The sequence below is a fragment of the Pseudomonas sp. 57B-090624 genome (assembly GCF_003234055.1).
Lineage (GTDB): Bacteria > Pseudomonadota > Gammaproteobacteria > Pseudomonadales > Pseudomonadaceae > Metapseudomonas > Metapseudomonas tohonis.
Window position 1 is genome coordinate 15221 of the sequence record NZ_QKRU01000028.1, and the last position, 15620, is coordinate 30840.

Here is a 15620-nt window from a genome sequence, read left to right on the forward strand (position 1 = left end):
GAACGGCTCTCAGCGGTCGTTGTTGATGTCGTTGTCTTGCACCCGGGTCTTGCGCCGCCACCCGTCGAGCAGGTGGGATAGCTTGTAGAGCCAGGTCGATTTGAGCTGCTGCAGCTCAGCCGACAGCGCGGCGCACTCGCGGGACACGGCCCCGAGGCGGCTGCCCAGTTGTTCCACCTCGGCCTCGCGGGCTGCCAGCAAGGCGTTGCGCTCGCTCACCTCTGCTTCTGCTCGATTCACCTCTTGACGCAGCTCGGTCACCTTGCACTCTTCCCTCGCCACGCGAGCGGTTACCTGAAGCAATTCCTCGGCTACGCGATTCGCCGCGTCCTGCGCCCGTGTCGCCCCCTCGTTGTATTGCTCGGCAAGCCTGAGCGCCTCGTCCCGCAGCCGGACGATTTCCTGATGGAGCGCTTCGCTCGCCCTACCGGCTTCTTCCTGTACCCGCAGCACTTCGCGCCGCTCCGTGGCCACCTGCTCAGTCGCGCTGGACCGTGCCATCGGCGTCGCTTGCGCCAGAAGTTCCTCATCGCGTCGCCGATCCATGGCACGCGCCTGCTCAGCCAGCCCGGCTGCATCGCTTTGGCGACAGGCCACCACGAAAAGGATGGGGGCTGTCAGCGAAAGGCGCTCGAGCAGCGAGACAGCAGGACCGATGGCGTTAAGCAGCGTGCGGGTTACCAATGGCAATGGCTCGGATTCGCTGCGGCCGCCCAGCAGGTCTGCCGCGCCTCGGTGACGCCCCAGCATGTAGGCCGCCAGCTCGGGAAGACTCATGCCGTACTGCCCATCGATGTGCAGCAGGGCAAGCCCGCAACGTGCCAGCAGCTGGCTGACATGCGATGCGCCGAACAGATTGATATGGCCCGGGGTGTCGTAGCCCCCGTGCACCACGCTGCAGTCTCCGCGCTGTGCCCGCAGCAGGGGTGAGTCGAGGTTGGGGACGGTGAAGGCGATCACGCCGTTCTCGGCCAGCAGGCGATGGCACAGACCGAGCATGGCCGCGGGGTCCGCCATGTGTTCCAGGGACTCCCAGAAGCTGATCAGGTCGAAGCCGCCTGGCGGTAGGGTCTGCTCGACGTGCCTGACATCCAGCCCGGCCTCCTGGCACAGGCGCAGACACTCGCGCGAGGACTCCACGCCGAACGCCTCGAAGCCATGCGCGCCGGCCGCTACCAGCGAGTTACCGAGGCCACAGCCCATGTCCAGGTAACGTCCACCTCGGCGCTGTGCGAACAGTGGGCTCAGTCGTGTGAAATAGTCATCGAACCGAGCCAGATCGGCGCTACGGTTCTCCTCGGACATGCGCTTGTTGAAGGAGCGCAGAGCGACCTCCGCCGCCTTGGGGCAGCGCTCGAAGAATCGCTCGAAAAGCAGTGCGTCGACCACCAGCGGAACATGCCAGCAGCCGCAGCGCCCGCACTCCTCGTAGGCGTAGCCGTCATAGGACTCGAAGATCCGGCGATGCCCCCCGGTCGCTCCACAAGCAGGACAGGCACGCTGTTCGAGCCCCGCGATGAGAGGGCGGCCGTCACGGTTCCACAGGTAGACAGCCTCGCACCAGTCAGCCTGACTCATGGTGCTGAAAGGCGTCCCTATGTCCGTATCAGGCGCCTTGTCGCCGTCACCCTGGGGCGTGACCAATGCAACGACCAGTTGGGCGAGATCGCCAGCCAGATCACCGGCGGCCCGCTCAATCGGCATGGGAAGCCCGGGCCGCAGAAACCTTCGGCACCACCGCTCGCGCTGCGTAGATCAGCAACTCGCGCAGGCTCGGGTCTGCTTGCATCTCCTGGTGGTTCTCGAAGTCGATGCCGGCGAGTTCGGTTAGGCCGTAGAGGCTGTAGTTGAAGGCCTCGGACTCTAGCGTGGCGAAGGAGGACGCCTCCAGCATCCACTCGATCTCGCTGGCGGTGTACTCGCGGTGATGCCCTTCGAAAGGCAGCTGGGTGGCGAACTGGCTCTGGATCGGCGGATGGATCGACTGCCCCCGCGAAAGCTTCTGGCGATTGTAGATGTAGGCCAGATTAGGCGTATCGAGGACCATCAGTCCTTCGGGAACCAGTGCCCGGTGCACGTCGCGCAGCAGCAGGCGCGGTGTATGCGGTACATGTTCGATCACCCCCATCAGCATCACGGCGTCATGATCGCCGGACGGCTCGAAGTCGGTGAAGTTCCGCACGGTCACGCCATGCTCCGCCAGCAATCGCTTGTTGTCATCGAAGCAGGCCCCGTAGCTGTCATAGGAGTCCAGCGCTGTAACCTGGTAACCGGCCTGGGCCAGCATCAGCGCGCAGTTGCCGAAGTACGCGCCGAAATCCAGCACTTTGGCACCTGGACTCGCATGCCGCCGCAACAAGCGCAGAGCGCGGACCATGCGGATCGAGCTGAGGTTGATGTAGTTGGCCCAGTTGAATCCCTTGAGGCCCGGCGAATGCGCTTCCAGGGCCGAGTAATCCTTGCCGTCGATACAGGCCATCACCTGCCGAGCGGCGTTGTCGGCGATGCGGAACTCATCCGGGAAATCACGCTGCAGTTCATCGGTGAAGCTGAGTCTCATGCCTTGACCTTTTTGATGAGCAGACCCTGGGTCTCGTATGCCAGCGTGCCCTGCCCGACCCAATGGTCGTTGCTGGTGACGATACCGTTGTGTGCCAGCCACTGCGGGTACTCTGCGGCGCGGTGGCGGACCTGGCCCTGCAGGATGGCGTTGAAATCTTCCCGGTCGCTGATGCCGTCCACCAGTTCCTGCTGGAAGTGCACGTCGCAGGAGCAGATCTTGTCGCCCTTGTAGCAGGGCTTGGAGCCGGGGATGGCCTCGAGCCGGTTCTCGAAGATGTTGCCCAGGACCGGTAGGCCGGTGCTGATGCAGGGGGTGATGTCGCCACCCTGGCTGAGCCGTGCGGCAAAGACCCGGTCGGCGGCTACGCAGGTACGGCCCTCGCCTACCAGTACGCCGCCATCGAGTTGCATGAGGCTGGAGTAGCCGGACATGTAGGATGCCAGGTAGGCGCGCTCTTCCGCCGTGTAGGCCTTGGGGTAGCGGGGATCGAACAGGGTGGTCGGCAGGAAGCCGACGCCCGCCTCCCGGCACTTCTCGTCGAGTACCGGCAGCAGGTGCAGCACCGCGGGTGCACCGACGAAGCGGACCAGGCAGGGAATGCCCAGCTCACGGGCTTCGCGGGCGTTGTCGAAGAACTTGTCCATGGAATGGCTGCCGATGTGCCAGTCCGGATGAAAGCTGAACTGGATGTACGCCAGCGCCTGGACGGCCTTGTCGGAAAAGGCTTTGCGCACGGGTACGGAGCCGTTGCTGTAGATCGCCACGCTGTCGCCCTGCCCGGCCAGCGCCTCGCAGAAACGATCCAGGTTGGGCATCAGCATCGGCTCGCCCCCGGTCATCTGGATCTTCCAGGGGCGCCCGGCGGGTCGGTTGTCGGCGAAGAAGCGCACCAGACGGTCGATGTAGGCCGTGTCGCGGAACGGTGCGAGTTGCTCGGTTCGCTCGACCGCGCCGCTATCCACCAGGCTGCAGTAACCGCAACGGAAGTTGCAGGTATCGAACAGCCAAAGCTCCATGATGTTGGGTGCAATCATCAGGCTGACTCCGGGCAGGTGCTGCTCACCGTCACACACATCGGTAGCAGGGTGCTGGCGCCGGCGAGCTTGCCGCCATTGCCCTTGATGGTGATCTCGAGACCGCGATTGAAGGCGAAATAGACGTCATCGTTGATGGAGTAGAACTTGCCGTCATTCTCTTCGAAATAGCCGGGTCGCACCGCGAAGACCGTGAAGGTGTAGGTGCCCAGTCCAAGCTTCAGACCGGACCATTCGAAGCGCAGTCGCCCGTAACCAGGCGCGACGCTTACATTACCGGCACTGAGGCGGGCGATATCGGTAACTCCATCACGGTGGAAGGCGAAGAGGAACTCTACAGGCAGCGGACCGCTCCGTTGCTCGGTCCGGTAGTTACAGAGCACGCTGATCGCCTCACCGGCGTCGAAGACGAAGCGGGCTTGTCCGTCCTCGCCACACAATTCGATGTCCTCCAACCAGATACGGCCCGAGCCGTGCACGTCGGACTGCTTGGCCAACTGGGTTTCCGGTGGCAGCAACCCGCTGCGTACCCGCGACCACGAAGACGGCTCTGCAGCCAGATCCAGCTCGCTGCGCAGCTCGCACTTGTCCTTGAGCCACAGCTCGCACAGCAGCCTGTTGTTCGCGCTGGCCACATAGTCGATCTCCACGGCCAACGCCGAGCCCAGGACCTGCTGACGGCTGAGGTCCAGCACCAGACGGCAACGCTTGACCGCCCCGCCGTCAGCCATCATGCGCAGACCGGCCTCGCCATCGACCTCGTCGAAACCCGAGGATGGCTCGAAAACCGGGTCACCGTGCCGCATGAGGTATTCGCCAAGCAGGCGCTCGCCATCGAACAGGCGCACCGCGCGGACCAGAAGCTGCCCCTGCAGCGGGGCCTGGCCTACGGTCGAGAGTTCCAGCAGGCATATGCCCGCCTTGCGTGTGGAGATGGCCTTGGCGCGCAGGCGAGCCTCTTCCTGCAGACGTACCGAGTGCTCGTAGGCGCGGATGACCTCGTCGCTGCGGCCATCGAGCAGCACACTGCCACGGTCCATCCAGATCATGCGGTTGCACAGTTTGGCGGCCGAATAGACATCGTGCGATACCAGTAGCACGGTCGTACCGCTCTCCTCCGCCATCTCGCGGATACGCTCGAAACTCTTGTTCGCGAAGTAGGCGTCGCCCACTCCCAGTATCTCGTCGAGTACCAACAGCTCGGGGGAGATGGCGGTGGATGTGGCGAACATGAGGCGTGCCATCATGCCGCTCGAGTATGTCTTGACCGGCTGGTCGATGTACTCCTCGAGCTCGGAGAAGGCGATGATCTCCTCTACCTTCCGATTGGCGCGCTCGCCTGTAACGGCCAGGTGCGCAAGGTATGCGAGCGCGTTTTCGCGACCCGTGAAATCCGGATGGAAACCGGTGCCGATCTGCAACAGCGCATGTGCGCCCTGGCTGACCTCGAAACGGCCCTCGGTGGGTTGCGTCACCCCCGTGATCAGGCGCAACAGCGTGCTCTTGCCGGCACCATTGCGACCGATGAAGGCGACCTTCTCCCCTTTGCGGATGGTCAGGTTCACATCACGGATGGCCCAGTGTTCCTGGTAGGCATCGACGCGGCGCAAGAGGCCCAGCATGTCGAGGAACCGGTAGTGAGGCTTGGCGTAGAGCTTGTACAGCTTGGACAGCCCTTCGGCGCGGATGATCACGTCACTCATAGTCCACCAGCATGTTCTTGAAGCGCCTGAAGAAGGCACAGCCCAGGGCGAAGGTCACCACGCAGATCAATGCGAACCAGCCCAGCGCCTCCAGGTCGATCGGGTGATTCCCCAGAAGGACGGTACGGAAAGCCTCCGTCATGTAGTACACCGGGTTGAGGTAGATCATCGCCTGGAAGCCGCCCGGCACCATCTCGGGCTTGAAGCCGATGGGCGATATGAACATCAGCAGCAGCAACGACAGGTTCACGAAGTTGGCGACATCGGGCAACGCCACCACCACTGCCGAAAGCACGAACACGCAACCCAGCAAGAAAAGCACCTGCAGCACGATGACCAAAGGCAGGAGCAGAAAGCGCCAACTGATATTGCCGTCACCTGTAACCAGTAACGCCACGATCAGGATGCTGACCACCTGCCCGGCCAGGGCAACCAGTACGGTGCGAACGGGGATCAGGTCCACCGGCAGCATCACGTTCTTCACCAGATGCATGTTCTGTCGCAGGGACACCGCACCACTGTTGAGCGCTTCGCTCATGCCGATGTAGGGCACCAGGCCGGCGAACACGTAGAGCGTGTAGTCGAACTCGCTGTACCCCGGGAAGCGCATCTTGAACACCACCAGGTAGACGAACAGGTAGATGCCCAGCAGCAACAAGGGGTTGATCAGCAGCCAGGCCTTGCCCAGCGCCGAACCCGAATAGCGCTTGGCCAGCTCCACGCGGGTAATCGACGTCAGCACTCCGCGGTAGGACCAGATCATCGACAGCACGCGACCGGCCGAGCGGGCGATCCGCAGGATCATCGCTTGAAGCCCCGGAAAAGTATCGCCACCACGGGTTTCCTGAGCCTGTCCACCAGCCGGGCGGCAATGCGCCGCACAACGTGTCGACCAGCCTGCCGGTTAGTGATGGCGTACTGGGCGATGCTGGCATCCGCCAGTGTGCGATCGAAGAATGGACCCTGGTAGCCGTAGGCCATGGGACAACGCTGGCAGGGCGGCAAGGGCGTATCGGAGTTCACCGTGCGTCGGAACTCGCGCATACGCTCGCCGTTCCAGATCTGCTGGAAGTCCTGTTCGAAGATGTTGCCCAGGGCGTAGTGTTCCTGGCTTGGCCCAGTGGTGATGCAGCAGACGTCCATCCGTCCATCCACCGTGAAGTTGTTGATGTCTGTCCAGGGCTTCTGGCAGTAGTAACGCACCTTTTGCTTCGGCGCAGGCTCAGTCTTCGGCTTGGCGACCACGGCGGCTGCCTCTGGCTCGCCAGCGATGGCCTCCATCTCGATGCTCTCCACGCCCTCGCGCTCCCTGTCGGGGGCGGCTTCCAGGGTGTCGCCCCAGTCGATGCGCGCCTTCAGGGCTGCCTCACCGCGCGCGAACAGCACCACCTGCAGGCGGTGGTTGTCCGCCGTATCGATGATCAGCTCCTGTTCGTGGTGGCCAGCCTCGAAGACGAACTGGTGCGTCCATTTCTGGAAGTCCTCGCTCAATACGCCGATGACCAGCCTACCCGCCAGGACCTCGACCTTGATGGGGAGCGCCAGGCGCGTGTTCGGTGCACAGGGATTGGAATAGGACTTGATCAGGTAGCGTCCGGACAGGTTCTCCTGGGCGTCGATATCCAGCAGGTTGCCTTCCCAGCGCGCTCGCACGCCGGGGCTGTCGATCTGCCAGCGTCGTGGTAACGGTAGCTTGAACTCGCTGCGGATACCGGCCCCGGGTCGCATGACCCGGATGAAATCGATGTCGGCGACGCAGGCCTCGGTGCAACTGAACTCCAGGGACACACGGGATGAACTTCCGGTCTCGAAAGCCAGCTCCACGTCCTGATCGCCCGGGACCGGCTGGATCACCAGGCTGGCCAATACCTCGCCGGCTTCACCCCGCACCGACAGCGTAAGGGAGGAGCCATCCTGCATCACCCGGGCCTTGAACAGCAGCTTCCTGCCAGGCTCGACCGGCGTCGCTGCGCTGCGCCAGGTACCCTGCCGCGGGCAACGCAGTACTGCTCGGTTCAGCGTCCAGGAAACGCTCATGGCCGCGTCGGAGCAGTGCCAGTCATTGCGGCGTGGAGCGAGGAGGCGTCCCTCATAGCCGGGCGGCATGATGACCCGGTCCACCGGGTCGGGGCGGACGGAGCGGAAAGTGGATGGATCGAGACGGATATCGCAGTCGTTGTTGGTGTAGGGAATCCTGCGTCGAGGTACGTCCTCCAGGTATTCCCGCGCTGCGTCCAGGGCATCGTTGACCTGCGATTCATAAGGCACGATCTCACGCAGGTCCTCCACCGCACCGAGGTCGGCGCCCAACTCCGAAAGCGGGCGGATCATGATGACGTTGACACGCAGGTCGTACTCGGCGAACTGCAGGAATTCCTGCAGTTCGTGGACGTTGGTCGCATGCACCACGAACGACACGAACACGCAGGGCGTATCGCTCCAGGCTCGCTGGTCGACGATGGTGCGGATGGTACGGGTGACGCGGTCGAACTCCTTGAGCTTCATCACCTCGCGATGCGTCTCGGCGGTAGCCGCGTTGAGCGAGAAGGTAATCGATTGAAGGCTGAGCAGATGCGGGATCTGCTCAGGCTCGATCAATGCCCCATTGGTGATCAGGTAGGAGGAGGCGCCCTTCTTCTGCAGCGTGACCAGCAGCGAATTGAATTCCTTGTAGATGGTCGGCTCACCATTGCCTTCCACACCGTACATGTAGGCGGTGTTCAGGGTCGGTGCGATGAAACGCTGGACCTTGTCGAACGGGAGCTGTTTCTTGATGATCCCGGTGCGTTTGATGGTCACCGAGCAGAAGTCGCACAACGCGTTGCACTGCCCGGTCGGGCACAGCGCAAGGTACATCGGAAGGCTCAGGCTCTCTTCGCGCCCCAGGCGCATCTCCATCCCGGCCACGAATGCGTTGAACAGGCGTGAACGTTTGCAGCGTCGGTGGATATAGCGCTTGAGCGGCCCCCAGGTAGGCAGGTAGGTATCGACGTCGAGAATGCTGTCATCGGCCACATAGGGGGCGCTCAACATCTCGAGCCCGCCCAGCCTGAACTCGCTGCCTCGGGAGTAGCTACCGAAGTAGTTGATCAACGCCAGTCGGAAACGCCCGGTCTCGCCGGGAGCGTAGGAGAACGCCAACCTGTGATGGCCCGTTTGCTCCACGGCCCGTTGGCGTTGCCAGTTTTCGGGGGCTCCCGCGCTGCCCTGGTCCTGGGACCTGATCAGTACCAATGCCAGCGGAGCGGCATGCAATACCTCGACTTCGAGATCGAAGGTATAGAGCCATCCCTTCTCCAGCTGGAACTCCGAGGACAGTACCTGCGAGTTGAGCGGGCCGTGGTCGCACAGCCAATGGCCCAGCCCCTTTTCTCCATTCGCACAGACGCCTTGCCAGGACACGCCTGCGGCGATTCCCGGTTCGACGAAACCGGTGCGCTTCCTGCGCCCCGTGTCACGCTCGGCCTTGTCGGTCACTTCGACGAGTGGAATGGTCTTCATGCATGCAGTCCTTCAGTTTCCGCCTTCCATAAGGCATTGGCGCGTTCGCATCCTTGCGCGTATGACGGGCCATTCAGGGGCGCACCAACGAATGTCGCACCGGTCAAGGTAGTCGACTCCGCCACGATGGCCGCGGTGCGTATACGCACGCCGTAGCCACTTGAATACCAGGCCTCTTCGATTGACCAGTGCAGCGTCGAGGGCGCCTCGAACATCGCCTCACCTCCCGCGAAATGGAGACGGGCCCGATTCGCTTGCACCGTGACCTTGACGCTGGGGTGGAGCAAAAAGTGCCATCGCAAGGTGTGACCGGGCCTGCGGCCAATTCGATCCTCGACAACCAGCGCACCATCACTGCTCAAGCAGAGGCGACGCTCGTGCAGCAGTTCAGGTGCCAGGCGCTGATAAGACGAGTTGCGTCCGATTACACCTACACAGTGGTCCATGCAGACCGGGAACTCCCACTCCGGGTCGCCCTGCTGTACCAGTCGGAACAAGGCCTTGGGGTCCATTCCGTGCTGCTCCTCGCCATCCACCTGGACAGTGTTATGGGTTGCGGTGGAACGGAATTCATTACGTGCATCGGGATCCTGTGTGTAGGTGTAGCTGCCTGCATCCACGAAGAGCGGCTGGGCGCCAATGGCCCACTCGATAGCCAACTGATCGTTGTGCTTGTGGTTGCCGATACCAAAGGTGCCACAAACCGAATTACTCATCGCTACGTAATTCTCCCCCTGTCGAAGTACGGCGACGCCGGCACGCTCGAACAACATCGCAGGTAGAGGTGGGGGCAGTTCCGTGCAGGTTGGGGCCGGGTCCCATGGGTCGCGCCAGAACAAGGCTTCGACTCGACCGGAGGTATCCACTGAACCGCCCAGAGCCTCGCAACCCAGGACTGCAGCTCCTGCTGCCAGCAAGTGATCCATGTGCTCCTGCTCGATCTCCCAGCGGTCGTAGGCTGCGAAAATATGCGCGCGTCCGTTATCGGCATCACCGATCTGCGGCAAGCGCCCGCCATCCTGGCGCAAGGCACGAACGAACTGGAGTGCCTTCACCAACCGATCACGGTACTCGGCCGAAAACGGTTGCTTGTGATGCAGTGACAGCGCATAGGCGGAGAGGAACATCTCCGTCACCAGGCGGTGGTACGGAACGCTGGACTCGAAGCCGCCTCCGTCATCCAGCAATTGCAGGCGCACCTGTTGTTCCAGTCCGGATTCGGCTATCCCTCTCCACACACAACCGGCATCCAGCCCTGGGAAGTTCATGGCCAGCCAGTACAGGCCGAACAGGTTCGCCAGACCATGGTTGGAAACGATGATGCGCCCGTCCAGGGTGCCGAACTCCAGGTTGGCGGTGATGTGCCGCCCGTGTTGCACCAGGCTCTTGAGGAAGCGACGCCACCAACGCCTGTCGAGTTCGCCGGAGCCCTGGAAGAACGACAGCCCTGCCTGCCAACTGACCAGGCGCAACGCCACGTCCATCGGGCAGGCCCAGTGCACGCCGATACCTGGCCGGGTATGAGCGATGAAGTCTGCAATGGTACGGGCATAGCAACGCGCGTACTTCTCGTCGCCGGTCAGCCAGTAGGCCTGCCCCAGCGCTGGGAAGTGCTGGCAGCGCGTCAGTTCCCAGGGGCCCTTCACATCGGCGTTACCACGGCGCATGGCAAATGGCGACCAGCGCCATTGGCTGAACACCGAGGCATAACGCTCGCCGGATATCGGGTCACGGTTCCAGTCGATACGGTGCCCGGCACCACGCTTGCCGCGGCGCATATCCACCGGGCCGCTGCCAAGCAGATCGAATTCGCCGCTTACCAATCGGTCGGCCTTCTCGATGATGCGCTCCGCTTCGCCGGGTACCGCCCGCAACTGGCGGACCACCTCATCGCGGTCGGATGGCAGGAAGTTGCGCCGGCCGAAGTCTCCTCGCCGCTGACGGATCAGATAGGCGTAGAAGCCGGGCCAGCCGTTGCGACGCAATATCGCGGTCATTTCGCCATCGGGCGGCTGGCGTGCGAGCAGGTACTGGCGCCACTCCCAATAGCGCTCCTGGCGAGTCTCCAGACCATGCAGCCAGGACTTCAGCCGCTCGCGGTGGGGCGCCGCGACCCTGCGCAGGCCAGCGCCGATCGACCGGCGCAGAAAACGAATGCCGCGGCTGATCATGACTGGCCCTTGATTGCAGCCGAGCGCTGCACCACGTGTCGGATGATCTTGTGCACGTGCTGCTCCCAGGTGAAGTTGTCCAGCAAAGCCTGGCGCGCATTGGCGCCGAGCGCAGCCCACAGGTCGGCTCGCGCGGCCAGCCCCGCAACGGCATCGACGAAGTCGTCCGTATCGCCAGGCCTGCACAGCACCGCGCGCTGGCCATCGATCTGTTCGGGATGTACCTGTGCCAGGTCCTCGGTGGTGAGCGATGGCGTGAGCACATCGCCGATCTGCTCCAGGCGGCTGGCCACGATGGCACCGCCAAGCGCCATGTACTCGAACAGTTTGGTCGGCGAGCCGAAGAACTTGCTATCGACCATGTGCCGGTTGTGCGGCGAAACCAGGATATCGGCGCACGCCAGCAGGTTCGCAGCCTCGGTCTGGGGAACCGTTCCGGGCAAGTGAACCCGATCCTGCAGCTTGTGACGCTTGACGGCGTCGTCCACGAGATGCCGGAAATTACCATCGCCGATGAGGAGAAAGCGCAGGTTCGGGTCGCGTTCGCACAAGCGCGGCAGTGCTTCAGCGAGTACATCGATGCCGTGCCAACCGCCAAAGGTGCCAACGAAACCGATCACGCTATTGTCGGCCTCCCACCCCAGTGCCATGCGCATGGCACGCTTCTGCTGCGTATCGATCGGCGCATAGTGCTCGGGCGAGCAGCCATTGGGGTTGAACAGGATCTTCTCTGGCGCAATGCCCTGCTGGATCAGGCCATCCTCGATCACCCGGGAGATCGCTACGATGGTCGTGGCCTGGGCGAAAGCCGCCCGCTCGGCTGCGGCGAAGGCCGCCTCCAGTTCATAGCCGCGCTCGTCGAAGCTGCGTTTCATGGAAATTTCCGAGCCGTTGTACTCGAGGATGTAGGGAATCCCCAGCTCGCGGCTCAGTTGCGCGCCGACATAGCTGCCCAGGATGGCCCGCTCGTAGATATAGGCCGGCTTCAGTTCGACCAGGCGGTCGCGCAGCCACCGATAGTAGAAGCGCGAGGCCTTCAGCACGTCGATCTCATTACAGGTCGACGACGGCGAATCCATGATTACCTGCTCGATCCCCATTGCATCGAGCAGATCGAAACGGTTGGCCATGAAACACACCAGCCTTTCGGTGCGCGCGGCCAGTTCCTGCGCCACGTAGCAGGTGTGCCCGTAGCTACCGCCGGCGGCGATCTTCACCCAGTAGTCGGTACGCAGGTAAACGCCGGTGCCGGGGATTTTGTTTTCGGGGCTGGGCACGCTGCCGATGGCGAGCGGATAAGGCGAGGCCTCGGCGATATGCCGCTCGATCTCGGCGACGATGGACGACTCCGAATCGCCGAGCATGCGGGCCAGGTCGGCGGGCATCCACTCGACCACCAGGTCGGTCACGTCCAGCGACGAAGGGCCACCCAGCGCGTTGCTGAACACCAGCGTCAGTCTCTCGGAGGTCCCCGGATCGATGACGAAACGCTCGGAGAAACGGCTTCTGGGCAGCGGATAGTTGCCAAGCCAGCTGGACTCGTCGGCATTCAGGCAACCAATGGCCATGGCGCCGCTGGCCAGTTCACCGGAAACCGACAGTACCGCCATCTGCCCGGGACGCGCCGCGATCGGCAGCGAGCGCAGCTGGTAGCCCCAGTCGGAGTCGTCGCTGGCCAGATGAAAACCTTGCTCTCGGGCCATGAAAGTACGAGCCGCAACGGGGCTCCAGCCGAACTGCTGCACACGTTCGATGCGTGCCACGCGCATTGAGTGCCAGGCGCCTGCGGCACGGCGTCGGAGGAAGCGAGCTACACGCAGCGGGAGCTGAAGAATCGACAGATGGCGCACGGCTAGACTCTCTCCGAGTACGCGACGTTATGGGTGGTGAGAACCTTGATCAGCGCTTCGCGGGTAGCGGGTTCGGCGCCGGTGATCGAGATCACGCCTTTTTTCAGCAGGCCCAGCCAGATATCCGGGCCCTCGATGCCCGCCTTGCGGAGCCGGGCACGCACGGGATCGAGCATCAGGTTCACCTGATTGACGTTACGGCACAGTTGACGGCTGCCTTCGACGCTGCAGCTACCGCCCGCCTGGACCACGTCTGCCACTGAGGAGTCCAGCGGCAACAGCAGATCACGCACCGCCTCTTCGGCGGAGTGCAAGCGCACGTCGGAAGCCGGCAGCGCCAGCGCTTCGTCCAGATCGAGTTGCATGTTGTCTGCAACCTTTACAAGCCCGGCATTGAAGGTGGGGTCGAAGATGTAGAAGCGCTTGGCATCGGCGGGGCCGACGGCTACTACCGTAGTGACATGGGTGAAGGTGCCTGGTATGCCGAAGTCCATGGTGAAGGCTTCATAGCCGAACATCTTCAACAGCCGCGCCTGGAACACAGCGAAGCCGCCGCAGGAGGCGCCATTGCGCTTGGCCTCGAACGACTCGGTCAGAATCTGCCCGAGCGGCAATCCGCTCATTACCGCATGCAGGGCCTCCTCACTTTCGATCACCAGCCGCGGCGACAGCCAGTGCATCAACTGTGTGGCGCCGCCCAACCCATCCGCCTGCCGCGCCATTTCCGGAGCCAGATTCAGAGCCGGAATCTCCTGCCTGATCCGCGTCATCATCTGCGCATCGGTGGTGCAATCCGCGCAAGCCGCCAGGCTGAACGCTTCCAGCTGGTAGGCGAACTGCTGGTCGGCGTAGATCAACAGTTCTAGCCGTGTGCCTGGCGCAACGGTGACGGACAAGGGGCCATCGGGCATGCGGAAGTAAGTGCTGGGCTGATCGTCCATGGTCAGGCGCCCGCTGACTGCCTGATCCCCCAACTGGCGCCCTAGAAGCTCCAGCCTGCGAACTCCTGGCTGGCTGGCTTCGACCACCAACCCCAGGCCCGCCGGGGGAGTTTCGCTGCTGATTCTCAGATTTCCGCGTGCCAGAGCGAGAGTGGGGGTCCGATAAGGCTGCACGGCCAGGCCGCTGTCCTCGCCGAAGAAATGCCAGGCTGCCGCCAGTCCACTCGTCTGCTGCCCATCGACGACGCAGTCCGAGCAGGCCGTCAGGCTGGTCTTTTCGATCACATAGGCATAAGGCACATCGGCATAGATCAGCAGCTCGACCTGGGCGCCGGGGGCCACCGTGAGGGACAAGGGGCCATCAGGCATGCGGAAGTAGGTGCTCGGCTGGCCGTCGATGGTCAGGCGTCCGCTCACGGGCTGAGCCCCCAACTGACGCCCTATCAGCTCCAGCTTGCGCGTCCCTTGCTGGCGGGGCTCGACCACCAGGCCCAGCCCCGCCGGGCCCATGTCGCTGCTGATCTGCAGATCGCCGCGATGCAGTACCAGATCGGGGTTCTGATAAGGCTGCACGCGCAGGCCACTGTCATGGCCGAAGAAATGTTCGAGCGCAGACGGTCCATGCAGGTCCAGCAGTGTCGAGCGCGATACTGCGAGTGCGGTCAGGCTGGCAACCATCAGGGCGGCAACGCCCAGCAACCGGGGGCGCCACAGGCGCAGATCGGCGACGGAGATACGCGGCAGCTGCCAGCCGAGGTGCGCCTGGCTCAAGTGCGGACGCAGCCTCAAGGCCGGCGCCTCGACCAGAGTCCAGGACAGTGCGGCCAGCACGAAGGCCACCAGCAGCGATGCCCAGGCCAGCCAGGCCTGCCCGGTCATGCCGGCGTAGTAGAGCCCTAGCGGTAATGGCATGTGGAACAGATAGAGCCCGTAGGACAGGTCGCGGCCGCGCATCCAGCCTGACAGCTGCGGCCAGGAGTGGGCGAGCGAGAGCACTACACCCGCCAGCAGCAAGGCGCGCAGGGCGATATCCAGGTCAGGTATGCGGTACCTCACGGCCGTTGAGCCGGTTTTCAGGAAATAAAGGCCGGTGATCACCCCCCATGCCAGCAGCCACCAGGCCGCTCGCCCGACGAAAATGACCTTCAGACGTTGCCAATAGATGGCCACCGTCGCCCCGGTGAGAAACAGCCAGAAGTAAGGGAGCGGACTGGAGTGGATCAAACCGGTGGAGCTCGTGGTCGGCTCGTTGAGCAGCATGGGGCCTACGTGCATGGCGTAGGCCAGCGAACCGCCGAAACACAGGAGGATCAGCCAGGGCGTCAGCTTCAGACGTGCCAGGGTTCTGGAGAGCACCAGCGGCACCAGCAGGTAGAACCCCAGCTCGACCGGGATAGTCCACAGCACATCGGCGGGATAGCTCTGGTACAGGCCCGTCCAGGTGAAAGGCCCCCAGTTGGCGACCAGGTTGCCGTAGAAGTTGGAGCCGATGAGCATCGCCGACAACAACCACTTCCAGAACATCGGCTCCAGCAGCATCGACACGGCGAACCCGCCGGTACAGGCCAGCAGCACGATGACCAGCAGGTACTGCAGCCACAGCGCCGGATAAATGCGCAAGGCCCTGCTGCCCAGGTACGCCCAGAGGCCACGCTGGCGGCTGACATAAGAGCGTGTGATCAGGAACCCGCTGACCACGAAGAATACGGGAACCCCGGGGAAGCACTTCAACAGCAGGTCGACTTCGCGTGGTAGCGGCACCTGCAGCCACCAGAAGGTGTGCGAAAACGCCACCTGCAGAGCAGCCAGCAGGCGGATCAGGTCGAAATTGTTGTCGTGCTTGTCGGCAAGCATATC

At 63.2% G+C, this 15620-nt stretch carries 9 protein-coding genes; all 9 read right to left on the reverse strand.

Translation table 11 applies throughout. The features are described 5' to 3' along the window. Positions 1 to 9: 9 nt before the first annotated feature. The 9 genes from DMX10_RS14885 to DMX10_RS14925 are packed head-to-tail and all read right to left on the reverse strand — an operon-like array spanning position 10 to position 15617. A complete protein-coding gene (locus DMX10_RS14885) occupies positions 10 to 1704 on the reverse strand; it encodes a class I SAM-dependent methyltransferase (protein WP_111261806.1) in 1695 nt (564 codons plus the stop codon). Continuing rightward, entirely contained in the window at positions 1694 to 2560 is an 867-nt protein-coding gene (locus DMX10_RS14890; protein ID WP_111261807.1) for a bifunctional 2-polyprenyl-6-hydroxyphenol methylase/3-demethylubiquinol 3-O-methyltransferase UbiG, read from the reverse strand. The genes DMX10_RS14885 and DMX10_RS14890 overlap by 11 nt, the downstream gene beginning before the upstream one ends. Then, a complete protein-coding gene (locus tag DMX10_RS14895) occupies positions 2557 to 3597 on the reverse strand; it encodes a radical SAM protein (RefSeq protein WP_111261808.1) in 1041 nt (346 codons plus the stop codon). The genes DMX10_RS14890 and DMX10_RS14895 overlap by 4 nt, the downstream gene beginning before the upstream one ends. Continuing rightward, a complete protein-coding gene (locus tag DMX10_RS14900) occupies positions 3597 to 5300 on the reverse strand; it encodes a polysaccharide ABC transporter ATP-binding protein (RefSeq protein WP_111261809.1) in 1704 nt (567 codons plus the stop codon). The genes DMX10_RS14895 and DMX10_RS14900 overlap by 1 nt, the downstream gene beginning before the upstream one ends. Then, on the reverse strand, positions 5293 to 6105 hold the full coding sequence (locus tag DMX10_RS14905; protein WP_111261810.1) for an ABC transporter permease: 813 nt from the start codon (positions 6103 to 6105) through the stop codon (positions 5293 to 5295). Before DMX10_RS14905 ends, DMX10_RS14900 begins: the two co-directional genes overlap by 8 nt. Next, positions 6102 to 8801 (reverse strand): radical SAM/SPASM domain-containing protein, encoded by a 2700-nt coding sequence (locus tag DMX10_RS14910; protein ID WP_111261811.1) that lies wholly within the window; start codon positions 8799 to 8801, stop codon positions 6102 to 6104. The genes DMX10_RS14905 and DMX10_RS14910 overlap by 4 nt, the downstream gene beginning before the upstream one ends. Then, complete coding sequence (locus DMX10_RS14915; protein WP_111261812.1) at positions 8798 to 10972, reverse strand: alginate lyase family protein; 2175 nt, start codon at positions 10970 to 10972, stop codon at positions 8798 to 8800. The genes DMX10_RS14910 and DMX10_RS14915 overlap by 4 nt, the downstream gene beginning before the upstream one ends. Beyond that, entirely contained in the window at positions 10969 to 12822 is a 1854-nt protein-coding gene (locus tag DMX10_RS14920; protein ID WP_256604819.1) for a glycosyltransferase family 4 protein, read from the reverse strand. Before DMX10_RS14920 ends, DMX10_RS14915 begins: the two co-directional genes overlap by 4 nt. Before the next feature lie 2 nt (positions 12823 to 12824). Then, positions 12825 to 15617 carry an acyltransferase gene (locus tag DMX10_RS14925; RefSeq protein WP_111261814.1) on the reverse strand — a complete coding sequence of 931 codons (2793 nt, stop codon included), beginning with the start codon at positions 15615 to 15617 and terminating at the stop codon, positions 12825 to 12827. Positions 15618 to 15620 lie beyond the last annotated feature (3 nt).